We start from the raw sequence: 23,558 nt of genomic DNA on the forward strand, positions 1-23,558 counted from the left end.
CGAACGACCAGAAAAGGGGGGGGCATGGCCAGGCGTGAGCGTGTGATGAGGATGTCGGTGGAGCTGCCGCTGTGGCGCGCGCTCACCGGATACCGGGTGCTGACCATGCTGTACGCGGTCGGACTGTTCGCCACCAACTACGAGAACTACGATCGCCCGGGCATCGCCGTCGCGTACTACGTCGTCCTGTGCGGCTGGACGCTCGCCACCCTGCCCCGGGTCCAGAACGAGGCCGCCTGCACCAAGCGCTTCCTGGCCGTGGACCTCGCCGTCGCGGTCACCGGCATCCTCCTGACCCCGCTGGCCGTCAACGACCACCACATCGACACCGGCGGGCCCACCCTGCCGTCGATATGGACCGCCGGCTCGGTCCTCGCGTACGCCATCAAGGGCGGCTGGCGCTGGGCCGCGTTCGCCTCCACACCGGTCGCCGCCGCCAACCTGATCGAGCGCGGCCAACCGGCCCGGGACACCGTCCACAACGTCATCCTCGTCTGGGTCGCCTCCATCGCCATCGGCTACGTCGTCGAGGTCGCCCGCGCCTCCGAGCGCACCCTGGCCCGCGCCCTGGAGATCGAGGCCGCGACCAGGGAGCGGGAGCGGCTCGCGCGGGACATCCACGACAGCGTGCTCCAGGTGCTCGCCATGGTGCAGCGGCGCGGTGCCGTCATCGGCGGCGAGGCGGCCGAGCTGGGCCGGATGGCCGGCGAGCAGGAGGTGGCGCTGCGCACGCTGGTCTCCGGCGGGCTGAGGCCCGTCTCGTGGGTCTCGGAGGACGCGGCCCAGGGGGCGGTCGTGCGGGCCGTCGACGAGCCGGATCCCGAGGGTCCCGTCGATCTTCGCGCGCTGCTCGCCCCGTTCGCCGCCGCCAAGGTCAGCTTCGCCGAGCCCGGCGCCCCGGTGGAACTGCCCCCGGCCGCCGCGGAGGAGCTGGCCGCCGCGGTGGGGGCCGCCCTGGACAACGTACGGAAGCATGCCGGTGAGCACGCGCGCGCGTGGATCCTCGTCGAGGACGAGCCCGACGAGGTCGTGGTGACCGTACGGGACGACGGGCCCGGCATCCCCGAGGGGCGGCTCGCGCAGGCCGAGGGGGAGGGGCGGATGGGGGTGGCCCTGTCGATCCGGGGGCGGTTGGGCGAACTCGGCGGCAGCGCCGAACTGATCTCTGTGCCCGGGCAGGGCACGGAGGTCGAGCTGAAGGTACCGAAGGTTTCACGGGGGAAGGCAGGACAGCGATGAGTGACCAGGGCCCGATCAAGGTGATGGTGGTCGACGACCACCCGATGTGGCGCGACGCGGTCGCCCGAGACCTGGAGGCGTCCGGCTTCGACGTGGTGGCCACCGCGGGCGACGGCGACCAGGCCGTGCGCCGCGCCAAGGCCGCCGGGCCGGATGTGCTGGTGCTCGATCTGAACCTGCCGTTGAAGCCCGGTGTCCAGGTCTGCAAGGAACTCGTCGGGCACAACCCGGCGCTGCGCGTCCTCGTGCTGTCGGCCAGCGGTGAGCACGCGGACGTCCTGGAGGCCGTGAAGTCGGGCGCGACCGGCTATCTGCTGAAGTCGGCGTCCACCGAGGAACTGTTGGACGCGGTCCGCCGTACGGCCGTCGGCGACCCCGTCTTCACGCCCGGCCTCGCCGGACTCGTCCTCGGGGAGTACCGCCGGCTGGCCTCCGAGCCCGCGCCCGCCCCGGACACCGACCAGCCCAAGGCGCCGCAGCTCACCGACCGGGAGACGGAGGTGCTGCGGCTGGTCGCCAAGGGCCTGAGCTACAAGCAGATCGCCGAGCGCCTGGTCATCTCGCACCGCACGGTCCAGAACCACGTCCAGAACACCCTCGGCAAGCTGCAGCTTCACAACCGGGTCGAGCTCGTCCGGTACGCCATAGAACGCGGGCTCGACGACGAATAGAACCGCGCGCTTGACGGTGCGTAAACCAACGACCATCTGATTCACCGGAATTGCCCTTCCCGCCCATCGCTGTGTGACCTGGATCACCATTAGCGTGACCCTCACAGGCAACCGCGGCGAAGGGACATTTCCATGCGGGTCGGAGTACTGACCGGAGGCGGCGACTGCCCCGGGCTCAACGCCGTCATCCGGGGCGTCGTCCGCAAGGGCGTGCAGGAGTACGGCTATGACTTCGTCGGCTTCCGGGACGGCTGGCGAGGACCACTGGAGAACGACACCGTCCGCCTCGACATCCCCGCCGTGCGCGGCATCCTGCCCCGCGGCGGCACCATCCTCGGCTCCTCGCGGACCAACCCCCTGAAGGTGGAGGACGGTATCCGCCGCATCAAGGAGAACCTCGCCAAGCAGGAGGTCGAGGCGCTCATCGCCATCGGCGGCGAGGACACCCTGGGCGTGGCGGCACGGCTCAACGACGAGTACGGCGTCCCCGTCGTCGCCGTACCCAAGACCATCGACAACGACCTGTCCGCCACCGACTACACCTTCGGCTTCGACACCGCGGTCGGCATCGCCACGGAGGCGATCGACCGGCTGCACACCACCGCCGAGTCCCATATGCGGGTCCTGGTCTGCGAGGTCATGGGCCGGCACGCGGGCTGGATCGCCATCCACTCGGGGCTGGCCGGCGGCGCCAACGTCATCCTCATCCCCGAACAGCGCTTCGACGTCGACAAGGTGTGCGCCTGGGTGACCTCCCGCTTCAAGGCCTCGTACGCCCCGATCGTGGTCGTCGCCGAGGGTGCCATGCCCAAGGACGGCGACGCGGTCCTCAAGGACGAGTCGCTGGACTCCTTCGGACACGTCCGGCTGTCCGGGGTCGGCGAGTGGCTGGCCAAGGAGATCGAGAAGCGGACCGGCAAGGAGGCCCGCACGACGGTCCTCGGGCACATCCAGCGCGGCGGCACCCCCAGTGCCTTCGACCGCTGGCTCGCCACCCGCTTCGGCCTGCACGCCATCGAGGCCGTCCGGGACGGCGACTTCGGCAAGATGGTCGCGCTGCGCGGCACGGACATCGTGCGGGTGCCGATCGCGGAGGCGACGGCCAAGCTGAAGACGGTGGACCCGAAGCTGTACGAGGAGGTCGGGGTGTTCTTCGGCTGAGACCGGAGGCCGGGAGTAACTCCCCTTCCTGTGACATGAGTTGTGCGACATCCGAACGCCGCCGCGGTTACCGTGGCGGCGTTCGGCGCAGATGTCGCGGGGAGGACCGATGGTCGGGTGGTGGAGCGGGCGGGCGCTGCCTCAGCGGCACGAGGGGGAACTTGCCGCGGTCTGGCCGTCCGTACGGCAGGTGGCCGGGCTCGGCGAGCTGCCTGGTCGCCGGCAGACACCCCACCCAGACCCAGGCCACGGGAACCCCACGCACGATGTCGCCCGTAGCACCGCGCGCTCTGCATCTCGAACGCCTGCACAGGCGCCTCGCCGAGCCCCGCCCGTTCCCGCAGCAGGGGCGCGCGCTGACGGAGCGGCTCCGCGGGGGTCTGTGAGATATTCGCCAGTACCAGACAATTCCGGCGCACCTCGGAGGGCCGCGTGGAGATCCTCGCCTTCGGAGTCCAGGCGGACGAGAAGCCCCTGATCCAGCAGGCCTTCCGGGGCCATCACGAGGTCCGCTGTCTCGACGTCTTCCTCAACGAGGACACCGCCCCCATCGCGGCCGGCTACGAGGTGATCTCCACCGCGTCAACGCCGAACTCGGCGCCGGTGTCCTGGAGGTCCTCGCGGCCGGCGGCACGCGGATGATCGCCCAGCGGTCCACCGGGTTCAACAACATCGACCTCAAGGCCGCCGAACGGCTCGGCATGACGGTCGCCCGGGTCTCGTACTACTCGCCGTACTCCGTCGCCGAGTTCGCCTGGACCCTCGCCATGGCGGTCAACCGCCGTATCGTCCGTGCCTCCACCCGCACCCGCGACTTCGACTTCCGTCTCGACGGCCTGATGGGCCGCGACCTGCGCGGCCGCACCGCCGGAGTCCTCGGCACCGGCAAGATCGGCGAGGCCTTCACCCGGATCGCCCATGGCTTCGGCATGCGCTTGCTGGGGTGGGACGTCGCCGAGATCCTGGCGCGAAAGGAACGCGGCATGAAATCGGCGTCGACACGGCCCCCAAGGAGCAGAATCCGCCAACTCTGATCAGGTCGAGGCGGGGCACTCTCTCGGCCGGTATCGACAGTGACGTGCCAAGCGAGAACCAAGCTGGCGCGAGAATTCTCATTCCTTGGGGAAACCGGGCTGGTTCCAACCCGGCTGGTGTTGATCGCGTAGGACTCGGCCGTTCGCTGAGCGCCCGAGCGGCGTGAGCCAGGAATCCCCTCGGACACCGAGGGGGAGGGTTCAAGTCCCACCAGGCGTACTCATCCGCACGCCATTCTGAGGGCGTCGCCGATCATTCTGCGGCGCCCTCAGCGCACAACGTCTCGACTACAGGGCCGGCCGTCGCTCCGAGAACGTGCTCGTCCCGCGCAGCTGACCCACCAACTCCCGTACGACCGCGGCACCGTTCAGCGTGAGCACCGACTCCGGGTGGAACTGCACCCCGGCGAAGCCCGGCCCGCGCAGCGCATGCACCTCGCCCGAAGCGCTCCGGCTGACCTCGACCTCGTGCGCGGCCAGCTCGGCCGCCGTCTCGTCGTCGCAGTGCGCCACGAAGCTGTTGTAGAAGCCCACGGTCTCCGGCCGCCCGAACAGATCGACCGTCGTCTGCGCGCCCTGGTAGGGCACGTCCTTCCGTACGATCTCCAGCCCCAGCTCGGCCGCCAGCAGCTCGTGCCCGAGGCAGACGCCGAGCACACCGTGCCGGTTCTCGCGGACGACATGGGCGGTCAGGTCACGCAGGAAGACCATCTTGGGGTCGGTGAGGTCGCAGGGGTCGCCCGGACCGGGGCCCAGGACCACCGGACCCTCATGAGCGAGGACCGCCTCGCGCAGACCGGGCTCGTCGTAACGCCGGACGGTGACGTCCAGTCCGCTGGACCGCAGCACGTGCGCGAGCATCGCCGTGAAGGTGTCCTCGCCGTCCACGACCAGGGCGTGGCCGGTGAGCTCCGCGTCCTTCCCGGGGGACTCCTGCATCCGCAGCCAGAACGGGGCGAGCGAGGACCGGCGGCCGTCGAGCGCGGCCCGTACCCGGGGGTCGTCGGCCAGCCGGGGACGTACGCCCTCCTCGCGCGGCCTCTGCTCACGCACGCCCAGCGCCGCCAGCACCCCCGCCGCCTTCGCGTGCGTCTCGGCCACCTCGCCCGCCGGGTCCGAGCCGCGGACGAGCGTGGCACCGACCGGTACCCGCAGCCGGCCGTCCGTGTCGATGTCCGCGGTGCGGATGAGGATGGGGGAGTCCAGGGTCTGGGCCCCGCCGGAGTCCTTGCCGAGCAGCGCCAGCGCCCCCGCGTAGTAGCCGCGCCCCCCGACCTCGTGCCGCTCGATGACCCGGCAGGCGTTCTGCACGGGCGAGCCGGTGACGGTCGCCGCGAACATGGTCTCCTTCAGCACCTGACGCACATCCAGCGAGGACTTCCCGCGCAGCTCGTACTCCGTGTGCGCGAGATGAGCCATCTCCTTCAGCCGCGGCCCGATGACGACCCCGCCCATGTCGCCGACGGTGCACATCATCTTGAGCTCCTCGTCGACGACCATCGACAGCTCCTCGATCTCCTTGCCGTCGGCGAGGAAGTCGAGCAGGTGCTCGGGGGTGGGGCCTTCGGCCGGGTAGCGGTACGTCCCGCTGATCGGGTTCATGACGACCGTGCCGCCGGACATGCGCACATGCACCTCGGGGCTCGCGCCGACGAGGGTCCGGTCACCGGTGTGCACGACGAACGTCCAGTACGCGCCGCGCTCACCCTCCAGGAGCCGCCGGAACAGGGCGAGGGCATCGGCTCTGCCGAACCCCGGGATCTCCCCCTCGTACGTCCGCCGGATCACGAAGTTCGCGCCCTCGCCCTGCCCGATCTCCTCCCGCAGCACGCGCCCGACGATCCCCGCGTACTCCTCGTCGCCGACGTCGAAGCCACCGCGCTCGACCCGCACGTCGTGCGCCGGGAGCTGAGCCAGGACCTCCTCCAGATCCAGCGTGTGGGTCTCCTCGGGCGTCAGCACCGCGAGCGGCGTCCCGTCGTCCCGCACGTCGAAGCCGCGCTCGCGGATCTGGCGGAAGGGGACCAGGGCGAGGCCTTCGTCGGGGAGGTCGGCGAGCCGGTCGTACGAGCTGACCGGGCCGAGCAGCAGCTCCACGGCCTGTTCGTCATGGCCCGGTGTGCGACGGCGCAGCAGGGCGAACGGGCGGGGATCGTCGAGCAGGTCGAGCAGATGCATGGGTCCGTTGTCCTTCTCGGTGAGAGTTCACTGGGAGGAACGGACCCCGGAAACGCCGAAGGCCGCCCCTCGGGCGGCCTTCGCGAAGTCTTGCGTACGCGCAGTCAGTGGGCCGCCGGATGAGCGGTCCACCACCAGTTCTGGGTCGAGTGCGCGAACATGCGACGCACCTTACCCCACGCGCACCTGAGCATGGGTGCGTCTCACCTGTCGAGCCATGCGAAAACGACGCGACACGACCCCGTAATGTTGAGGTCGTGACCGTGAACGCTAAGACCGGCCAGAGCGCCGGCAACACCTGGCGAGACCTGCCCGCGGCGCAGCAGCCCGAGTACCCCGACACCGAGGCTCTGCGCGCAGTCGTTGCGGACCTCGAGTCGTATCCGCCGCTCGTCTTCGCGGGCGAGTGCGATCAGCTGCGCGCCCGGTTGGCGGCCGTCGCCAAGGGAGAGGCGTTCCTCCTCCAGGGCGGCGACTGCGCCGAGGCCTTCGACGCGGTGTCCGCCGACCACATCCGCAACAAGCTCAAGACCCTGCTCCAGATGGGCGCCGTGCTGACGTACGCCGCCTCGGTGCCGGTCGTGAAGGTCGGCCGTATCGCCGGCCAGTACTCCAAGCCGCGCTCCAAGGGCACCGAGACCCGCGACGGCGTGACCCTGCCGACGTACCGCGGCGACTCGGTCAACGGCTTCGAGTTCAACGAGAAGGCCCGCATCCCGGACCCCGAGCGCCTGAAGCGGATGTACAACGCCTCCGCCTCCACGCTCAACCTGGTCCGCGCCTTCACCACGGGCGGATACGCGGACCTGCGCCAGGTGCACGCCTGGAACCAGGACTTCGTGAAGTCGTCCCCGTCCGGGCAGCGCTACGAGCAGCTCGCGCGGGAGATCGACAACGCGCTGAACTTCATGCGGGCCTGCGGCACGGACCCGGAGGAGTTCAAGACGGTCGAGTTCTACGCCTCCCACGAGGCGCTGCTCCTCGACTACGAGTCGGCGCTGACCAGGGTCGACTCGCGTACGGGCCAGCTGTACGACGTCTCGGGCCACATGGTCTGGATCGGTGAGCGCACCCGCCAGCTGGACGGCGCGCACATCGAGTTCGCCTCCAAGATCCGCAACCCGATCGGGATCAAGCTGGGCCCGACGACGACGGCCGAGGACGCGCTGCAGTACATCGAGCGCCTCGACCCGGACCGCGAGCCGGGCCGTCTCACCTTCATCGTGCGGATGGGCGCGGACAAGGTCCGCGACAAGCTGCCCGAGCTGGTCGAGAAGGTCACCGCCTCCGGCGCGACCGTGGCCTGGGTGAGCGACCCGATGCACGGCAACACCTTCGAGGCGGCCTCGGGTCACAAGACCCGTCGCTTCGACGATGTGCTCGACGAGGTCAAGGGCTTCTTCGAGGTCCACAAGGGCCTGGGCACCCACCCGGGCGGCATCCACGTGGAGCTCACCGGTGACGACGTCACCGAGTGCGTGGGCGGCGGCGACGAGATCTTCGTCGACGATCTGCACCAGCGCTACGAGACGGCCTGCGACCCGAGGCTCAACCGCAGCCAGTCCCTGGACCTGGCGTTCCTCGTCGCGGAGCTGTACCGGGACTAGTAGCAGATCAGCAGCGGATGCGCCTGTTACAGGGGCATGAGGTGGGGCGCGGATCACATACGATCCGCGCCCCACTCCACTTTTGTGGTCCCTGCGCGCCGGGTAAGGTTAGGTTAGCCTCACCGTTCATCGGGGCGGCACCATTGATCTATTCCGGCAGGAGGTGAACCGCGTGTACGTCTGCAGTTGCTTCGGCGTCACCGAGCAGCAGGTCAAGAAGCATGCGGCGGACGGCGCCTGCACTCCGCGCCAGATAGCCTCCGCCTGCAAGGCGGGCACCGACTGCGGTTCCTGTGTGCGGCGTATCCAGGCGCTGCTGGGCCGGGGCGCCTGCCCGACACGTGACCTCGCCGACCAGGGCCGGCCGGTCCTTGCCGGGCTGGAAGAGGCCGCCTAGCTCTCCGGCTGCTCGATCAGCTGCGCGATGTAGAGCGCCTCGCCGAGCTTCTCCACCAGTTCGAGCTGGGTGTCGAGGTAGTCGATGTGGTGCTCCTCGTCCTCGAGGATCGACTCGAAGATGTTCGCGGACGTGATGTCGCCCTTGGCACGCATCACCTCGATACCGCGCTTGAGGCGGTCGATCGCCTCGACCTCGACCTGCCGGTCGGCCTCGAACATCTCCTTGACCGTCTGCCCGACCCGGACGTGGAACAGGCGCTGGTAGTTCGGCAGCCCGTCCAGGAAGAGGATCCGGTCGGTGAGCACCTCGGCGTGCTTCATCTCGTCGAACGACTCGTGGCGCGTGTACTTGGCGAGCTTCGTCCAGCCGAAGTTCTCCTGCATCTTCGCGTGCAGGAAGTACTGGTTGATCGCGGTGAGCTCGCCGGTGAGCTGCTCGTTGAGGAATTCGATGACCTCGGGGTCGCCCTGCATCGCAGAGGCTCCTTCCAACCGGGGGGAACTGGCAGGTTGCGCCGCATCCTTGCACCGGTATCGAAGATCGTCCAGTAAGTCTTCACTTAGTAAGTAAGGGCATGCTTAGTCCGATTTGAGGCGAATTAGCAAGGGGCTGGTCATGTGCACTGCCCCGGGTCTGTCAGGATGGAGTCATGGGTCAGCCGGTGGAACGCGAGTCAGGAGAAGCGGCACAGTCCGAGCTTCCGCCGGGACAGCGAATCCAACGCGGCTGGCCGGTCACGCACTACGGACCCGTCCCCAAGTTCCGCCCCGAACGCTGGGAGTTCCGCGTCTTCGGGGCCACCGCCGACGGCGAGAAGCGGTGCTGGAACCACGACGAGTTCACGGCTCTGCCGCATACCACCGTCCTGGCCGATCTGCACTGCGTCACGAAGTTCAGCATGCTCGGCGCGGAGTGGGGCGGCGTCCCCGCCCGGACCATCCTGGACATCGCCCCGCCGGCTCCGGCCGTCACCCATGTGATGGTGTGGGCCGAGTACGGCTTCAGCTCCAACCTGCGCCTCGCGGACTTCGCCGCCGAGCGCACGATCTTCGCCACCCACAAGGACGGCGAGCTGCTCACCGCCGAGCACGGCTTCCCGCTCCGGCTGGTCGTTCCTCATCTGTACGCCTGGAAGGGGCCCAAATGGGTCCGCGGCGTCGAGTACATGACCGCCGACCGCCGTGGCTTCTGGGAGGAGCGCGGCTATCACAACATCGGCGACCCCTGGCGGGAGCAGCGCTACTCCTACCAGGAAGTGCCGGGGGACGGCCCGGACCTGTAGGGCTCAGTGGTGGTACTGGTGCACCACGGCGTGCCCCTTGCCCCGGCCGATCATCCACTTGTTGACCGGCGTGGTCGCGAAGAAGGCGATGACGAGCGAGATCGCCAGCGCGCCCCAGAACAGCAGGTCGCCCAGTTCCGCGTCCATCGCGCCGGGCCACAGGATGATCACGCCGTTGTCGACCAGTTCCATCACGGCGATCGACAGGGTGTCCGCGGCCAGTGCCACCTTGACGGCGTCCCGGAGGCCGAGGCCGGCCTTCAGGACACCGCGCAGGGTGAGTGAGTAGCCGAAGAAGAACGCGAGGACGATCGCCAGGATCGTGGTCGGCAGGTTCCCCCAGCCCAGTGCCGTCCCGATGACCATGCCCAGCACTTCGCCGATGGCACAGCCGGTGAGGCAGTGCAGGGTCGCCTGGACGGCCATGGACCAGCTGCTCGCCCGGTGGTGAACGTGTCCTGCGTGCGCCTCGTGCTGCATGGGTGCCCCCAATGTCAGGTAACGGTTCCTGCGTCTGGCAAGAACCGTATACCCCCCAGGGGTATTCCCTAACGGGGTATGCCGCAACGCGTCACGCGTCCCGGAGCTTCTTCAGCCGCTCCACGTCCGCCGCGTGCCCCTCCTTGCCGCCGGGCGTCTCGATGATCAGCGGTACGCCCTCGGTGGCGGGGTGGGTCATCAGCGCCCGGAACGGGTCCTCGCCGATATGGCCGGCGCCGATGTTCGCGTGCCGGTCCTTGTGGGCGCCGACCACGTCCTTGGAGTCGTTGGCGTGGATCAGCTTCAGACGGCCCTCGCCGACCGTGTCCACCAGCAGATCGAGGGTCTGGTGCATGCCGGAGGGGCCGGTCAGGTCGTGGCCGGCCGCGAAGATGTGGCAGGTGTCGAGGCAGACGCCCAGCTTGGGGTGGGCGTCAAGCGCCTCGAAGTACGGACCGAAGTCCCAGGTCCGCGAGCAGAGCGAGGCGCCTTGGCCGGCGGTCGACTCCAGCAGCAGATACGGGTCGTCGTCGTGGGTGAGCTCGTCGAGCAGCGGCAGCAGGTACTCCCGGACCTGCTTGAGGGCGACGGACCGGTCCCGTCCGCCGGTCGCGCTGCCCGTGTGCACGACGACACCGAGCGCCCCGATCTCCCGCCCGCGCCGCAGCGAGTGCCGCAGGCTCTCCACCGACTTCTCCACCGTCGCCTCGGTGTGCGAGCCGAAGTTGATCAGATACGGGGCATGGACGTACGCCGGGATCGACTCCGCCGCGCACGCCGCACGGAACTCCTCGTCCTGCCGCGGGTTGCCGGTGGGTGTGGCCCAGCCCCGCGGGTTGGCGACGAAGACCTGCACGGTCTCGGCCGCGAGGTCACGGGCGTAGGACAGACCGACGGAGTTCAGACCGCCGGCCACGGGGACATGGCCGCCGACGGGGTTGCGCTGAGTCATCACCGGTCCAGGGTGTCACGCGGTGCGGGGCACCCTGTCGACGGATGGTGACCGGGCCCGCTCAGCGGATCTCGATGGTGATCGTCGATCCCTTGGGGGCGGTCTGGCCGCCCTCCACCGACTGGCCCTTGACGGTGTCGCCGAACAGCCCGAGGAGCCCGCGGTCCTCGTCGACCTCGAAGCCGGCCCCCTCCAGCTCGGCCTTCGCGTCGTCGACGCTGTCGCCGACCACGTCCGGGACCTCGACCAGCTCCGGGCCCTTGGAGATGGTCAGCGTCACCGTGTCGCCCTCGGCGGCCTCGCTGCCGTCCTGCGGGGTCTGCGCGGCGACCATGCCCTTGTCGTACTCGGAGTTGACCTGCTCGGAGGCGACCTTCACCTTCAGACCCGCCTCCGCCAGGTCCGCCTTCGCGTCCTCCAGGCTCTCGCCGGTGACGTCCGGGACGTCCACCGGGCTGCCCTTGCTGACGACCAGGGCGACCGCCGCGCCCGAGCGGAGCGTGGTGCCCGCCTCCGGGTCGGTGCTGATCACGAAGCCCTTGATGACGTCCTCGCTGAACGCGCGGGTCACCATGCCCGGTTCGAGGCCGTCACCCTTGAGCCGTGCCCGCGCCTTGTCGAGGCGGAGGCCCTTCAGGTCGCCCAGCTTCACGGTCTCGGGGCCCTTGGAGACGGTCAGCGTCACGGAGTCGTGGCTCCGGATGCGGGTGCCCACGGTCGGGTCCGAACCGATGACCCGGCCGCGCTTCACGGTGTCGCTGTACTCCTGCTTCACCTTGCCGACCTCGAGCCCGGCCTCCTCCAGCCGGTCCCGGGCCTGCGTCTCGGTCTTGTCGATCAGCGCCGGGACCTTGGTGAACTGGCCGGAGTTGATGTACCAGACGCCGGCTCCGACACCGAGGATCAGCAGCAGGGCGACGACGATCGCGAGCGGCCCGCGCGGGGGTCCCGAACGGCGCCGGGGCGGCGGGGGCGGCGGGGACTCGAACCGGCTCGTGTGGTGGAGCGCGGTCCCGTCCTCGTTGACCGGCAGCGGCCGCGGCACCGTCAAAGAGCGCGGGATCACGCTGGTGCGGTCCTCGGCGCCACTGTGCGCGACGGACAGTGCCTGCGGCGGCACCAGGTCCAGCTGCTCCTCGCTGAGCGCGCCACGGGCCGCGCGGGCGTGCGCGAGCAGCGCCACCGCGTCGTACGGGCGGATGTCCGGGGTGCGGGCGGTCGCCGAGGCGACCAGCTCGTCCAGCTCGAACGCCAGCCCCGGCACGATGCCCGAGGGCGGCGGGACGTCCTCGTGGAGGTGCTTGTAGAGCACCACGGCGGGGGAGTCCCCGTCGTGAGGCTTCTCACCGGTCAGCATCTCGTACAGCACGACACCGCACGCGTACACGTCGACGCGGGGGTCGGCCGTGCCGCTCTCGATCTGCTCCGGCGCGAGATACGAGACCGTGCCGAGCACGGTGCCCGTGGTGTTGGTGACGGTGTCGACGGATCGGACGAGCCCGAAGTCGGCCACCTTGACCCGGCCGTCGTCCCCGATCAGCACGTTCTCGGGCTTCATGTCCCGGTGTACGAACCCCGCGCGGTGCGCGGCGCCGAGCGCGGCGAGGACCGGCTCCAGGATGTCGAGCGCGGCCCGCGGCTGCAGCGCGCCACGGTCGCGCAGCACGTCACGCAGGGTGCAGCCCGCCACGTACTCCATGGCGAGATAGACGTACGACCCGTCGGTGCCCTGGTCGAAGACCTGCACCACATTGGGGTGGGCGAGCCGGGCGACGGACTTGGCCTCGCGGATGAACCGGTCGACGAACGTGACGTCGGCGGCGAGGCCCGGGTGCATCACCTTCAGCGCGAGCACGCGGTCGAGGCGGGTGTCCACGGCCCGGTAGACCGTGGCCATCCCGCCGACCGCGATCCGCGCGTCCACGCGATAGCGGCCGTCGAGCACCTGCCCGACCAGAGGGTCCTGAAGGGTCGTATCCACGCAGGTGAGTGTACGAGCCGCGACTGACAGGGCCGCGGGTTCGGGCGAGATCGGGGCGGGACTGAAGCCGTCCTGTGACGGACGTCGCAACGAATTCCGGCCTGCGTCGAACGTACGTTCAGAATGCGGGACGTTCGGGATCCAGCCGCGCCAACCCCTCCCTGGGGGACGAGGCTTCGGCGAAATGCCGCTTGGGGATGCGCCCCGCCCGGTACGCCAGCCGGCCCGCCTCTACCGCGTGCCGCATCGCGTGCGCCATCAGCTCCGGCTCCCGGGCCCGTGTCACCGCCGAGGCGAGCATCACACCCGCGCACCCCAGCTCCATCGCGAGCGCCGCGTCCGACGCCGTACCGGCCCCCGCGTCCAGGATCACCGGCACGCGCGCGTGCTCGACGATCAGCTGGAAGTTGTGCGGGTTGCGGATCCCGAGCCCGGAGCCGATCGGGGAGCCCAGCGGCATGATCGCCGCGCAGCCCACGTCCTCCAGCTTCCGCGCGAGGACCGGGTCGTCGTTGGTGTACGGCAGCACCGTGAAACCGTCGTCGACCAGCGTCTCCGCGGCGTCCAGGAGCTCGATGGGGTCCGGCAGCAGGGTGCGCTCGTCGGCGATGACCTCCAGCTTGACCAGATCGGTGCCGAGCGCCTCGCGCGCGAGGCGGGCCGTCAGCACGGCCTCGCCCGCGGTGAAGCAGCCCGCGGTATTGGGCAGCACCTCGATGCCGAGCCCGGTCAGCACGGACAGGACCGAGCCGTGCACCGTCGGATCCACCCGCCGCATCGCGACCGTGGTCAGCTCGGTGCCGGAGGCGATCAGCGCCCGCTCCAGCACATCCGGGCTGGGCGCGCCGCCGGTGCCCATGATCAGACGGGAGGAGAAGGTCCTGCCGCCGAGGACGAAGGGATCGTCGGCCATGGGTCAGCCTCCTTGGACGGCGGTGAGGACCTCGACGCGGTCTCCCTCGCACAGGGGCGTCGAGGGCCATTGTCCGCGCGGGACGACGGTTTCGTTGAGGGCCGCGGCCACTCCGGCGGGGGCCGGGGCGAGGGCTCGCACGACGGTGTCGAGAGCCGTGCCGGGAGCGATCTGTCGCGGCTCTCCGTTGACGGAGATGTTCATGCGGGCAGCTCCGTGAAGGTGAAACGCCGGGGGGTGAAGGGGCGGACCTCGTCCGGCAGTTCACCCGTGGTCAGTACATCGGCCATCGCGTCGCCAGTGACCGGCGCGAGCAGCACACCGTTGCGATAGTGGCCGGTCGCCAGGAGCAGCCCCGGGAGCTCGGTCGGTCCGAGCAGCGGAGCGTTGTCGGGGGAACCGGGGCGCAGTCCCGCGCGGGTCTCCGTGAGCGGCAGCTCCGTGATGCCGGGCACCAGCTCATGGGCGTCGCGCAGCAGCTCGTACACCCCGCCCGCGGTCACCGAGGTGTCCCAGCCCTGCTCCTCGCTGGTCGCCCCGATCACCAGCTCGCCGTTCTCGCGCGGCACCAGATAGACCTGGCTGCCACGGACCACGGCCCGCACGGTCCGGTTCAGGAAGGGCGCGTACCGCTGCGGCACGGTCAGCCGCAGCACCTGCCCCTTCACGGGCCGCACCGGCGGCAGCACCTCGGCGGGGACACCGGCGAGCCGCCCGCTCAGACTGCCGGCGGCGAGCACCACCTGGGCCGCGCCCAGCCGGGTGCCGTCGGTGGCCGTGATGCCGGCGGCCCGGTCCCCCACGAGGTCCAGGCGCTCGGCCCACAGGCGGTGGAAGACCACGCCCGCTCGCTCGCAGGCGTCCAGCAGCGCCTTGATCAGCCGCCGGGGGTCGATCTGGTGGTCGCCGTCGACCCGCAGCCCGCCGCGCACCCCCGGTGCGAGCATCGGCTCCAGGCGCCGACACTCCCGCCCGGACAGCCACTCCGAGTCCAGGCCCGACTCCTGCTGCAGGGCGTGCAGTTCCCGCAGATGGGCACGGTCGTCGGCGTCCAGCGCGACGGCGAGCGTGCCGCAGCGGCGGTAGCCCAGGTCGTGGCCGGTCAGCTCGGTGAGCTCGGCCGCGAACTCCGGATAGCGGCGGGCCGAGGCCAGGTTCAGGCCCAGCAGGGTCTGCTCGCCGTAGTGCAGTTCCGTGACGGCGGCCAGCATCCCGGCGGCCACCTGGGCGGCCCCGCCGCCCGGTTCGGGATCGACGACGGCCGTGGCGAAACCGCGCTGCGCGGCCCGCCAGGCCGTGACGAGGCCGATGATTCCGCCCCCGACGACGAGGACGTCTGACGTACGTGAGGACATGGGCGTCCAGCCCCTCCCTTCGCCGGCATGACCCGGATCAGGTTCGTACGGTCGGAGGCCGCCAGCCTCCCTCTCAGCCCGGTGCGTCCGGGCTCCCGCGAGTGCTCTACGTTGGCCACCCTAGCTCTTGGTCTTTCGCTTGTGTAAGGGAGCCCGCTGCCATGGCCCGCTCGCTGGACGGCCTCGTCCTCGCCCCCGTCGCCGACCAGTCCCCAGGTCAGGTGGGTACCCGCACCCGGTTCGCGTACCACGAGAAGAGCGGCGAGATCTGGGCCGAGTACGCGGGCGGCGACGTGGTGCGCGGGCATCTGGTGGGCACCCGCGAAGGTGACCGGCTCGACTTCCGGTACGTCCAGCTCAAGCACGACGGGACGACCTCGTCGGGGCACTGCGTGTCCACGGTCGTCGAACTGCCGGACGGGCGGGTGCGGCTGGAGGAGAGCTGGGCGTGGGAGTCGCAGCCGGGCAGCGGGACGAGCGTTGTGGAGCAGGTCACGGTGCATGACCGCTGACTGACAAATTGTCAGTTGTCTATGGTGATCCGGTGAGCGAGCAGACGGAGCAGTCTCAGCGGCGCGTGGTCGTGGTCGGCGCGGGCATGGCCGGCGTACAGACCGCGGTGGCCCTGCGCGAACAGGGTTTCACCGGCACCGTGACCCTCATCGGCGCGGAGCCGCATCAGCCGTACGACCGGCCGCCGCTGTCGAAGGCCGTACTGCTCGGCAAGGCCGAGGGCTCCGCCTTCGACGTCGACTTCGAGGCGCTCGGCATCGACCTGGAACTGGGCCGCGAGGTGCTGGGCGTCCGCCCCGCCGAGCACGAACTGGACACCGAGTGCGGGCCCGTGCCGTACGACGTCCTGGTCCTCGCCACCGGTGCCGAACCGATCCGGCTGCCGGGCGCGGAGGGTGTTCCCGGCGTGCATCTGCTGCGCACCCTCGACGACGCCGAGCGGCTGCGGCCCGTTCTCGCCCGGCAGCACGACATCGTGGTGGTCGGCGCGGGCTGGATCGGCGCCGAGTTCGCCACCGCCGCGCGCGAGGCGGGCTGCGCGGTGACGGTCGTGGAGGCCGCCGAACGGCCGCTCGCGGGGGCGCTGCCCGCGGAGGTGGCCGCGCCGATGTCGTCGTGGTACGCCGACGCCGGTGCCGTGCTGCGCACCCACGCGCGCGTGGAGCGGGTGCGGCCCGGCGAGGTCCTCCTGGACGACGGCACCCGGCTGCCCGCGGACGCCGTCGTGGTCGGCATCGGCGCCCGCCCCGCCACGGTCTGGCTGGCCGGCTCGGGCATCGAACTCGGCGCGCACGGCGAGGTCGTGGCCGACGACCACCTGCGCACCTCCGCGCCGGACGTCTACGCGGTCGGCGACTGCGCGTCCTTCCCCTCGGGACGGTACGGCGAGCGGCTGCTGGTCCACCACTGGGACAACGCCCTCCAGGGTCCGCGGACGGTGGCGGCCAACATCATCGCCGAGACGCCCGCGGTCTACGACCCCGTGCCGTACTTCTGGTCCGAGCAGTTCGGCCGCTTCGTGCAGTACGTCGGCCACCACACCTCCGCCGACACGGTCCTGTGGCGCGGCGACCCGTCCGGCCCGGCCTGGACGGTCTGCTGGCTGCGGGAGAACCGCCTCATCGCCCTGCTGGCGGTGGGCCGGCCCCGGGACCTGGCACAGGGACGGCGGCTGATCGAGGCGGGACCGGAGCTGGACCCGGAGCTGCTGGCGGACCCGGCGAGGCCGCTGAAGGCGGCGACGGCGTAGTCCGAAAGCCCAGGTCGCAGGGGTCTGGTTTCCGACTGTCAGTGCGGGATGGCAGGCTTGATGCCGTGACCGAGATTGACGCAAAGATCGATGCTCTCGTCCCCGCCTGGCTCACCCTCCCCGACATCGCGGAAATCCTCGATATCGAGGTGACGCGTGTGCGGCAGCTGGTCAGGGACGGCCAGCTCATCGCCGTACGCCGTGGTGAGAACCGCGCACTGCACGTCCCCGCCGCCTTCATCGACGGGGTCGAGCAGAAGGTCGTCAAGGGCCTCGCCGGGACCCTGACGCTCCTGAGGGACGACGGCTTCTCCGACGAAGAGATGCTGGAGTGGCTCTTCACTCCCGACGACAGCCTGCCCGGGACCCCTGCCCAGGCGCTGAGCGAGAACCGCGGCACGGAGGTGAAGCGCAGGGCCCAGGCGCTCGCCGTCTGACCCGGGACCGCCGAACCGGACGTGTCCCACACCTGGCGACGATGACCTGCGGGTCCGTCGCCAGGACGTGGGGCGGATCCGCCCGTCGCCTCTGAGGCCGGGGCATGGGCCGGGGAGCCGTCCCTGTGGTTCACTACGCCCGGCCCGCCCAGGTCGACCGCACCGGCCCGCGGCCCGTACGCACCGACATCGGGGGACACCCATGCCCGTCACGTCCGACACCGACGCCCGCGCCCAGTTGGCCGACGCCCGGCTCTATCTCTGCACGGACGCCCGCAAGAAGCAGGGCGACCTGCCCGACTTCCTGGACGCGGTCCTGGAGAACGGCGTCGACTTCATCCAGCTCCGTGACAAGACCCTGGAGGCGGACGAGGAACTGGGCTGGCTGGAACTGTTCGCCGACAAGTGCCACATGTACGGCAAGGTCCTCTCGGTGAACGACCGCGCCGACGTGGCGCACGCGGTCCGGACCGCCCACCCCTGGCCGCCCGCCGTCCTGCACCTCGGCCAGGGCGACCTTCCGGTCCCCGCGGCCCGCGCGATCCTCGGCGACGACATCCTCGTCGGCCGCTCCACGCACTCCGAGGCCGAGGCCGCCGCGGCCGCCGTCCAGGACGGCGTGGACTACTTCTGCACCGGCCCGTGCTGGCCGACCCCGACCAAGCCCGGCCGCCACGCACCCGGCCTCGACCTGGTCCGGTACACCGCTGCCCTCGGCACCGACCGCCCCTGGTTCGCCATCGGCGGCATCGACCTCGGCAACCTCGACCAGGTGCTGGAGGCGGGCGCCCGCCGGGTCGTCGTCGTACGGGCCATCACGGACGCGGACGACCCGGGAGCCGCCGCGGCGGAGTTCGCGAAGAGGCTCAGGGACCCGGCGTGACGGGCCCCGGTGTCCGAAGGGTGGACAACAAGTCGACAAACCGGGCAAATTTCCCGGATCCGGTTGGGTGACCGCTGCCCCCTGGCTAACCTGCGGGTATGGCCCTCGGAACCGCATCCACCAGGACTGACCGCGCACGCACCGTGCGCGACATGCTCGCCACGGGCAAGTCGACGTACTCGTTCGAGTTCTCGGCACCGAAGACCCCCAAGGGTGAGCGGAACCTGTGGAGCGCGCTGAGGAGGGTCGAGGCGGTCGCCCCGGACTTCGTCTCCGTCACGTACGGTGCCGGCGGTTCCACCCGCGCGGGCACGGTCAAGGAGACCCAGCAGATCGTCGCGGACACCACGCTCACGCCGGTCGCCCACCTCACCGCGGTCAACCACTCCATCGCCGAACTGCGCAACATCATCGGCCAGTACGCCGACGCCGGGATCCGCAACATCCTGGCCGTCCGCGGCGACCCGCCCGGCGATCCCATGGGCGAGTGGGTGGCCCACCCGCAGGGGCTGACCTACGCCGCCGAACTCGTGCGCCTCATCAAGGAATCGGGCGACTTCTGTGTCGGCGTCGCCGCCTTCCCGGAGATGCACCCGAGGTCCGGGGACTGGGACGCCGACGTCGCGCACTTCGTCGACAAGTGCCGGGCCGGCGCCGACTACGCCATCACGCAGATGTTCTTCCAGCCGGAGTCCTATCTGCGACTGCGTGACCGAGTCGTCAAAGCGGCCTGCGAGACCCCCGTCATCCCCGAGATCATGCCGGTGACCAGCGTGCGGATGCTGGAGCGCCTGCCACAGCTCAGCAACGCGGCCATCCCCTCTGTCCTGAAAGAGCGGATCCTCACAGCAAAAGACGATCCGGCCGCTGTACGCTCCATCGGTATCGAATTCGCCACGGAGTTCTGCGCCCGGCTGCTGGCCGAGGGAGTGCCCGGACTGCACTTCATCACGCTCAACAACTCCACGGCGTCGCTGGAGATCTACGAGAACCTGGGCCTGCACCACCCACCGCAGGCCTAGACCGGCCGCACGGATATACGACACACTGCGTAGCGGTCACTGGGAGAGGGGCGTACATGGGCTGGACGGTCCTCTACATCGCGTTCGGAATCGTCGCGCTGTGGTTGCTGGGCGAGGTGCTGCTGCAGTACAAGGCGCGGCTCCGCTGGCGACTGCTCGCCTTCGCCGGCTTCGTGGGCGTCGTACTCGGTGTGCTCATCCCGTCGGTGATCGTCATCGGACTGGGCGCCATCGCCTTCGCGGTCGGCCAGACCTACGTCACCCTCTCCTTCCGCCGCGGCTTCGAACAGGGCTGGGCGGTCAATCCGCCGGAGGCCCTGGGCGGCCTCGTCGGCGGCAAGCGCGGCGGCCGCCGCGAACGCGGCCGCGAGGAGCCGACGCTGGAGGTCTCCGACCTCGAGGCGACGGACGCCGCCTACGGCGACGAGGGCAACTACGTCCCGAACGCGTCCGGTTACGGCCAGGACGACTACGACCGCGACGACGTCTTCACGCCCGCCCGCCCCGCGGCCGCCGAGGTCTACGAGCCGCAGCCGATGCCCGACGACACCGGCTCCTACGGCATATACAACAACGACGGCACGTACGCCGGTCAGGGACAGACCCAGGACCAGTACGCGTCGGCCGCCCAGGGCGCCGACCAGAACTACGGCTACGACGGCTACGACCAGCAGCAGTACGGCTACGACATGGCCGGACAGCAGCAGTACGCCGCCTACTCCGACCCGTACATCGGCACCCAGACCTACGGCGGCTACGACACCTCCTACGGCGGCCAGCAGCAGTACGGCCAGCAGGCCTACGGCCAGGACCAGTACGGCAACCCCACCTACGGCGGCGAGACCCCGGCCGGCGGTGTGTGGGTCCCGCAGCAGCGCACCGACGAGACCTACGGCGGCGAACTCCCGCAGGAGCAGCAGTACCCCTACCAGGGCGACGGCCAGCAGAACAACGGCCAGCAGAACAACGGCTACGACGAGCAGTACCGCTTCTGACCAGCGGTCACCGAGAGCCCCGGAACTCCGGCCCCTCCACGATCAGCCCCGCCACCAGCGCACCCGACATGCCGGCGTGCGGCAGGCCGCCGCCCGGGTGGGACCAGCCGCCCACGGTGAACAGACCGGGCAACCCGGTGGTGTTCGCCGGGTGCAGCAGGCGGCCTTCGGCCGCGGCGAGAGCCGGGGCGGGAACCGCGCCTCCCTCCGCGCCGGTCGCCTCCGCGATGTCGGCCGGGACCCGCACCTCGTGCCACAGAAGGCGCTCGCGCAGATCCGGTACGGCACGCTCGGCAGCGGTGATCAACGTGTCCGCGTGATCGTCGAAGACCTCCGACGTCGGCCCGGCCTGGTCCGCGTCGGCGGGCACGGTGGCGGTGAGGGCGATCGCCTCGTGGTCCGGGCCCGGGACCACACCCGGGTCGTCGGGGCGCAGCACGGTGAGCGTGGGGTGTGCGTCGAGCCCCGAGGACGCGCCGAACAGCAGGTCCAGCTCCCGCTCCCGGTCCTGCGCGTGCACGACTGTCCGGTGCGCCGCTCCCTCCGGGCGCCCGCCGCGCAGCGCCAGCAGCACCGTCAAACGGCTCGGCAGCCCGCGCTGTGGAGGAACCGCATCGGCCTCCCGCACCGCGGTGCCCCGCACACAGCGGCTCAGCACATCGGGTGCGACACCCGCGACGACGAAGTCCGCCTCCGCCGCCACCGCGTCGGCCAGTTCGAGCCCCGCCGCCCGGCCGTCCTTCTCCAACACCCCGGTGACCTCGACACCGAAGTGGAACTCCACCCTGCGCGCCACACACCGCTCGTACACCGCGCGCGCCAACTCCCGTATGCCGCCGCGGACATACCAGGTGCCGAAGGCGTGCTCCATGTACGGCAGCACCGCCGCGCTCGCCGGGGCGACGCGCGGGTCCAGGCCGTACGCGAGGGCGTGGCTCTCCAGAAGGGCGACGAGCCTCGGGTCACGCAGCTCCCAGGCGCCGACCTCGGCGAGCGTGCCGGCCCGGCGGGTGCGGAGCAGCTTCTTGTGGGGGACCGACGGATAGGGCTCGCGGTCGGCCAGCACCGACCAGTTCGGCCAGAGAGGTTCCTCCAGGAGCGGCCTGCGGGTGCGGTCCCAGGCCTCGCGGGCCCGGACCAGGAAGTCGCCCCAGCGGGCGCCCGCGTCGGAGCCGAGCGCCTCGTCCAGCGCCGAGACGACACCCGCGCGGGAGGCGTTCGGCAGACTGACCTCCGTGCCGTCCGCGAAGACGTGCCGCGTGGACGGGTCGACCTGGACCAGCTCGACGACCGACTCCAGCGGCTCCTTGCCGGTCTTGACGAACAGATCGCGGTAGACCGCGGGAAGGGTGAGCAGCCCCGGACCGGTGTCGAAGGCGAAGCCGTCGCGCTCGAGGCGGCGCACCGCACCGCCGTACGTCTCCGTACGCTCGTACACCGCCACCCGGTGGCCCGCGACGGCCAGCCGGGCGGCGGTCGCCATCGCGCCCATCCCGGCGCCGATCACCGCAATCCGTGCCATGCCTGCGACTTTATCGGCCACCACTGACAGCCCCGGCCGCGGGCGTCTTCGGAGGACTTCCCGGGGTCACCAGCCCGGTGGATGCCCCGTCCGCCCCGCGAGCCGTCTCTCCTCGCGCCGTTGCGCCCGGCGGCGCAGGAACCGTCGGATCCGGGAGATCAGGAAGACGAGTATCACCAGGCCGCCGACCAGCAGTACGGCCGCGATGCTCGCCGCCGCCACCGGGTGGAATATGGCGAAGGTGACGATCCCGGCGACCCCGAGATCCTCGGCCAGGCTCACGATCACGTTGCTGAACGGCTCGGGCGAGGAGTTGACCGCCATCCGCGTCCCCGCCTTGACGGCATGGCTGGCCAGCGCCGTCGAACCGCCGACCAGACCCGCGACCGCGTCGTTGAGCGAACCGCTCTGCCCGGCGAGCACCGCACCGATCCAGGCGCCCGCGGCAGGGCGGATCAGCGTGTGGACCGAATCCCACGCCGAGTCGACGTACGGGATCTTGTCCGCGACCGCCTCGCACAGGAACAGCACGACGGCTGTGATGAGGACCTCGGGGCGCTGGAGCGTCTCGGGGACGTCGTCGCTCAGCCCGGTCGCGCCGAAGAGGCCGAGCAGCAGCACGACGGCGTACGCGTTGATTCCGCTGGCCCAGCCGCTGGTGAAGACGAGAGGGAGTACCGACACGGAGGCGATCGTAACCACTCGGCAACGGAGCGAGGTGGGCCTGAGTACGCAGGTGTGAGTATCCGTACCTAGGGGGCGAGATGAGTACGCGCGCGGATGGGGACCGACCTGCGCGAACGAGAGAGTGGGACCACGGAGAAGGGGAACGGCTCGGCACCGGCGACACGGGGCGCCGGAGCGGAGCCGCCCCGGATCCGCTCCTTCCGCCGGCGGAGGTCGGCGGGAGCGAGGCACGGGGGGCCCGGGGGAACGACCGAACGGGGGCCCGACGGGGGAAAACGGGGGAGTACGAGAAGGCGCCGGTTCGAGGTGGCCCGCGGGGGACGCGGCCACAGCGAACCGGCGCTTTCGTCTGTCCACGCGCGCGTACCGCCGGCTCAGCCCCGGCCGCTCACCCGTCCCTGCAGCAGCCGTGACAGCGCCGAGTGCACATCGTCCAGGGAGCGCTCCGCCTGGAACGCCTTCCAGTCCAGGGCCGCCACCAGCACCATGCCGACCAGGGCGGACGCGGTCAGGGAGACATCGATCGCCTCGTGGAACTCGCCGTTCGCGATGCCCTCGCGCAGCACCTCCTCGACGACCGCCACCGCCTGCTGCCGGACCACCAGGAGCGTGGACTGCCAGGCCCGGTTGGTGCGCCAGAGCTCGGCCACGTACAGCTGGGTGAAGGCCGGATAGCGGTCGATGAAGACCAGGCCGGCCCGGATCATCGCGTCCAGGGCGTCCGTCTTGCTGCCGCCCTCACGAGCCGTCCGCTCAGCGGCCTCCTGGAGGGAGGCGGTGAGCAGTCCCACACCGTGCCGCAGCAGCTCCTCGAAGAGGACGGACTTGCTCGCGAAGTTGTAGTAGACCGTGCCCTTCGCCACCCCGGCCCGCTCGGCGATCTCGTCGACGGTCGTGGCGGAGAAGCCCTGCTCCGCGATGAGTGTGACGGCCGCCTCGTAGAGCTTCTGCCGGGTGGCCTCGCGGCGCGTGCTGCCGCTGCTGCTTTCCATGGTCC

24 protein-coding genes, 1 pseudogene and 1 riboswitch are annotated in these 23,558 nt (G+C 70.7%); of the genes and pseudogenes, 13 read left to right on the plus strand and 12 right to left on the minus strand.

Translation table 11 applies throughout. The features are described from left to right. Window positions 1–24 precede the first annotated feature (24 nt). The 4 genes and pseudogenes from macS to QF037_RS34145 all read left to right on the plus strand — a co-directional run. Window positions 25–1,239, plus strand: coding sequence for a MacS family sensor histidine kinase (gene macS / locus QF037_RS34130; protein WP_307031977.1), 1,215 nt, complete (start codon window positions 25–27; stop codon window positions 1,237–1,239). Next, window positions 1,236–1,910: a response regulator gene (locus tag QF037_RS34135; RefSeq protein WP_307031978.1), complete on the plus strand. Its 675-nt coding sequence runs from the start codon at window positions 1,236–1,238 to the stop codon at window positions 1,908–1,910. The genes macS and QF037_RS34135 overlap by 4 nt, the downstream gene beginning before the upstream one ends. Window positions 1,911–2,042: 132 nt before the next feature. Further along, a complete protein-coding gene (locus QF037_RS34140) occupies window positions 2,043–3,071 on the plus strand; it encodes a 6-phosphofructokinase (protein WP_307031980.1) in 1,029 nt (342 codons plus the stop codon). Window positions 3,072–3,503: 432 nt separating this feature from the next. Next, a pseudogene (locus tag QF037_RS34145) lies at window positions 3,504–4,060 on the plus strand (NAD(P)-dependent oxidoreductase); the annotation flags it as partial. A 333-nt stretch (window positions 4,061–4,393) separates the two neighbouring features. Here the strand turns inward: QF037_RS34145 and QF037_RS34150 are convergent. Both QF037_RS34150 and QF037_RS51090 read right to left on the minus strand, forming a co-directional pair. Then, window positions 4,394–6,283 (minus strand): anthranilate synthase family protein, encoded by a 1,890-nt coding sequence (locus QF037_RS34150; protein WP_307031982.1) that lies wholly within the window; start codon window positions 6,281–6,283, stop codon window positions 4,394–4,396. Window positions 6,284–6,387: 104 nt separating this feature from the next. Beyond that, the gene (locus QF037_RS51090) at window positions 6,388–6,477 is read right to left on the minus strand and encodes a trp operon leader peptide (protein WP_373463852.1); all 90 of its coding nucleotides are present in this window, start codon (window positions 6,475–6,477) and stop codon (window positions 6,388–6,390) included. 63 nt (window positions 6,478–6,540) lie between these two features. On the opposite strand from QF037_RS51090, the gene QF037_RS34155 reads away from it, so the two are divergent. Next, window positions 6,541–7,890 carry a class II 3-deoxy-7-phosphoheptulonate synthase gene (locus QF037_RS34155; RefSeq protein ID WP_307031984.1) on the plus strand — a complete coding sequence of 450 codons (1,350 nt, stop codon included), beginning with the start codon at window positions 6,541–6,543 and terminating at the stop codon, window positions 7,888–7,890. A gap of 163 nt (window positions 7,891–8,053) precedes the next feature. Further along, window positions 8,054–8,287 (plus strand): (2Fe-2S)-binding protein, encoded by a 234-nt coding sequence (locus tag QF037_RS34160; RefSeq protein ID WP_307031986.1) that lies wholly within the window; start codon window positions 8,054–8,056, stop codon window positions 8,285–8,287. Here QF037_RS34160 and bfr read toward each other — a convergent pair. Next, window positions 8,284–8,763 carry a bacterioferritin gene (gene bfr, locus QF037_RS34165; RefSeq protein ID WP_030596293.1) on the minus strand — a complete coding sequence of 160 codons (480 nt, stop codon included), beginning with the start codon at window positions 8,761–8,763 and terminating at the stop codon, window positions 8,284–8,286. The genes QF037_RS34160 and bfr overlap by 4 nt on opposite strands. 176 nt (window positions 8,764–8,939) lie before the next feature. On the opposite strand from bfr, the gene QF037_RS34170 reads away from it, so the two are divergent. Next, a complete protein-coding gene (locus QF037_RS34170; RefSeq protein ID WP_307031990.1) occupies window positions 8,940–9,572 on the plus strand; it encodes a sulfite oxidase-like oxidoreductase in 633 nt (210 codons plus the stop codon). A 3-nt stretch (window positions 9,573–9,575) separates the two neighbouring features. Here QF037_RS34170 and QF037_RS34175 read toward each other — a convergent pair whose 3' ends face one another. The 6 genes from QF037_RS34175 to thiO form a co-directional block, all read right to left on the minus strand. Beyond that, complete coding sequence (locus QF037_RS34175; protein WP_307031992.1) at window positions 9,576–10,052, minus strand: DUF4396 domain-containing protein; 477 nt, start codon at window positions 10,050–10,052, stop codon at window positions 9,576–9,578. A gap of 91 nt (window positions 10,053–10,143) precedes the next feature. Further along, window positions 10,144–11,004, minus strand: coding sequence for a deoxyribonuclease IV (locus QF037_RS34180; protein WP_307031994.1), 861 nt, complete (start codon window positions 11,002–11,004; stop codon window positions 10,144–10,146). A gap of 61 nt (window positions 11,005–11,065) precedes the next feature. Next, window positions 11,066–12,985, minus strand: a complete 1,920-nt coding sequence (gene pknB, locus QF037_RS34185) for a Stk1 family PASTA domain-containing Ser/Thr kinase (protein WP_307031996.1) — start codon at window positions 12,983–12,985, stop codon at window positions 11,066–11,068. Between the two features lie 118 nt (window positions 12,986–13,103). Then, on the minus strand, window positions 13,104–13,898 hold the full coding sequence (locus tag QF037_RS34190; RefSeq protein WP_307031997.1) for a thiazole synthase: 795 nt from the start codon (window positions 13,896–13,898) through the stop codon (window positions 13,104–13,106). 3 nt (window positions 13,899–13,901) lie between these two features. Further along, window positions 13,902–14,102, minus strand: a complete 201-nt coding sequence (thiS, locus tag QF037_RS34195; RefSeq protein WP_307031998.1) for a sulfur carrier protein ThiS — start codon at window positions 14,100–14,102, stop codon at window positions 13,902–13,904. After that, window positions 14,099–15,253 (minus strand): glycine oxidase ThiO, encoded by a 1,155-nt coding sequence (gene thiO, locus QF037_RS34200; RefSeq protein ID WP_307031999.1) that lies wholly within the window; start codon window positions 15,251–15,253, stop codon window positions 14,099–14,101. The genes thiS and thiO overlap by 4 nt, the downstream gene beginning before the upstream one ends. After that, a riboswitch (TPP riboswitch) is annotated at window positions 15,251–15,362 on the minus strand. It overlaps the preceding gene by 3 nt. A 52-nt stretch (window positions 15,363–15,414) precedes the next feature. Between thiO and QF037_RS34205 the strand changes: the two genes are divergently transcribed. The 6 genes from QF037_RS34205 to QF037_RS34230 all read left to right on the plus strand — a co-directional run bounded on the left by QF037_RS34205 (window position 15,415) and on the right by QF037_RS34230 (window position 20,352). Next, window positions 15,415–15,765, plus strand: coding sequence for a hypothetical protein (locus QF037_RS34205; protein ID WP_307032000.1), 351 nt, complete (start codon window positions 15,415–15,417; stop codon window positions 15,763–15,765). A gap of 32 nt (window positions 15,766–15,797) precedes the next feature. Further along, window positions 15,798–17,015, plus strand: a complete 1,218-nt coding sequence (locus tag QF037_RS34210; RefSeq protein ID WP_307032001.1) for an NAD(P)/FAD-dependent oxidoreductase — start codon at window positions 15,798–15,800, stop codon at window positions 17,013–17,015. 65 nt (window positions 17,016–17,080) lie between these two features. After that, window positions 17,081–17,452, plus strand: a complete 372-nt coding sequence (locus QF037_RS34215; RefSeq protein WP_307032002.1) for an Rv2175c family DNA-binding protein — start codon at window positions 17,081–17,083, stop codon at window positions 17,450–17,452. A gap of 202 nt (window positions 17,453–17,654) precedes the next feature. Beyond that, window positions 17,655–18,335 carry a thiamine phosphate synthase gene (gene thiE / locus QF037_RS34220; protein WP_307032003.1) on the plus strand — a complete coding sequence of 227 codons (681 nt, stop codon included), beginning with the start codon at window positions 17,655–17,657 and terminating at the stop codon, window positions 18,333–18,335. Window positions 18,336–18,433: 98 nt separating this feature from the next. Next, complete coding sequence (metF, locus tag QF037_RS34225) at window positions 18,434–19,357, plus strand: methylenetetrahydrofolate reductase [NAD(P)H] (RefSeq protein ID WP_307032004.1); 924 nt, start codon at window positions 18,434–18,436, stop codon at window positions 19,355–19,357. Window positions 19,358–19,413: 56 nt separating this feature from the next. Further along, complete coding sequence (locus QF037_RS34230) at window positions 19,414–20,352, plus strand: SCO2102 family sporulation regulator (RefSeq protein ID WP_307032005.1); 939 nt, start codon at window positions 19,414–19,416, stop codon at window positions 20,350–20,352. Window positions 20,353–20,359: 7 nt separating this feature from the next. On the opposite strand, the gene QF037_RS34235 is transcribed toward QF037_RS34230, so the two are convergent. From QF037_RS34235 to QF037_RS34245, 3 genes are all read right to left on the minus strand, one after another. Beyond that, entirely contained in the window at window positions 20,360–21,874 is a 1,515-nt protein-coding gene (locus QF037_RS34235; protein WP_307032006.1) for a phytoene desaturase family protein, read from the minus strand. 66 nt (window positions 21,875–21,940) lie between these two features. Then, window positions 21,941–22,558, minus strand: coding sequence for a DUF4126 domain-containing protein (locus tag QF037_RS34240; RefSeq protein ID WP_307032007.1), 618 nt, complete (start codon window positions 22,556–22,558; stop codon window positions 21,941–21,943). 377 nt (window positions 22,559–22,935) lie between these two features. Next, on the minus strand, window positions 22,936–23,553 hold the full coding sequence (locus tag QF037_RS34245) for a TetR/AcrR family transcriptional regulator (protein WP_307032008.1): 618 nt from the start codon (window positions 23,551–23,553) through the stop codon (window positions 22,936–22,938). Window positions 23,554–23,558: the final 5 nt, after the last annotated feature.

The sequence above is a fragment of the Streptomyces canus genome (genome assembly GCF_030815415.1).
Taxonomy (GTDB): Bacteria; Actinomycetota; Actinomycetes; order Streptomycetales; family Streptomycetaceae; genus Streptomyces; species Streptomyces canus_F.

Coding starts and splice junctions, on each gene's coding strand:
- QF037_RS34230 (WP_307032005.1), top strand. CDS start 19,414: ATGGGCTGGACGGTCCTCTACATCGCGTTCGGAATCGTCGCGCTGTGG.
- QF037_RS34205 (WP_307032000.1), top strand. CDS start 15,415: ATGGCCCGCTCGCTGGACGGCCTCGTCCTCGCCCCCGTCGCCGACCAG.
- QF037_RS34175 (WP_307031992.1), bottom strand. CDS start 10,052: ATGCAGCACGAGGCGCACGCAGGACACGTTCACCACCGGGCGAGCAGC.
- QF037_RS34180 (WP_307031994.1), bottom strand. CDS start 11,004: ATGACTCAGCGCAACCCCGTCGGCGGCCATGTCCCCGTGGCCGGCGGT.
- QF037_RS34235 (WP_307032006.1), bottom strand. CDS start 21,874: ATGGCACGGATTGCGGTGATCGGCGCCGGGATGGGCGCGATGGCGACC.
- QF037_RS34150 (WP_307031982.1), bottom strand. CDS start 6,283: ATGCATCTGCTCGACCTGCTCGACGATCCCCGCCCGTTCGCCCTGCTG.
- QF037_RS51090 (WP_373463852.1), bottom strand. CDS start 6,477: ATGCTCAGGTGCGCGTGGGGTAAGGTGCGTCGCATGTTCGCGCACTCG.
- thiS (WP_307031998.1), bottom strand. CDS start 14,102: ATGAACATCTCCGTCAACGGAGAGCCGCGACAGATCGCTCCCGGCACG.
- macS (WP_307031977.1), top strand. CDS start 25: ATGGCCAGGCGTGAGCGTGTGATGAGGATGTCGGTGGAGCTGCCGCTG.
- thiO (WP_307031999.1), bottom strand. CDS start 15,253: ATGTCCTCACGTACGTCAGACGTCCTCGTCGTCGGGGGCGGAATCATC.
- metF (WP_307032004.1), top strand. CDS start 18,434: ATGGCCCTCGGAACCGCATCCACCAGGACTGACCGCGCACGCACCGTG.
- QF037_RS34140 (WP_307031980.1), top strand. CDS start 2,043: ATGCGGGTCGGAGTACTGACCGGAGGCGGCGACTGCCCCGGGCTCAAC.
- QF037_RS34135 (WP_307031978.1), top strand. CDS start 1,236: ATGAGTGACCAGGGCCCGATCAAGGTGATGGTGGTCGACGACCACCCG.
- QF037_RS34170 (WP_307031990.1), top strand. CDS start 8,940: ATGGGTCAGCCGGTGGAACGCGAGTCAGGAGAAGCGGCACAGTCCGAG.
- thiE (WP_307032003.1), top strand. CDS start 17,655: ATGCCCGTCACGTCCGACACCGACGCCCGCGCCCAGTTGGCCGACGCC.
- QF037_RS34245 (WP_307032008.1), bottom strand. CDS start 23,553: ATGGAAAGCAGCAGCGGCAGCACGCGCCGCGAGGCCACCCGGCAGAAG.
- bfr (WP_030596293.1), bottom strand. CDS start 8,763: ATGCAGGGCGACCCCGAGGTCATCGAATTCCTCAACGAGCAGCTCACC.
- QF037_RS34190 (WP_307031997.1), bottom strand. CDS start 13,898: ATGGCCGACGATCCCTTCGTCCTCGGCGGCAGGACCTTCTCCTCCCGT.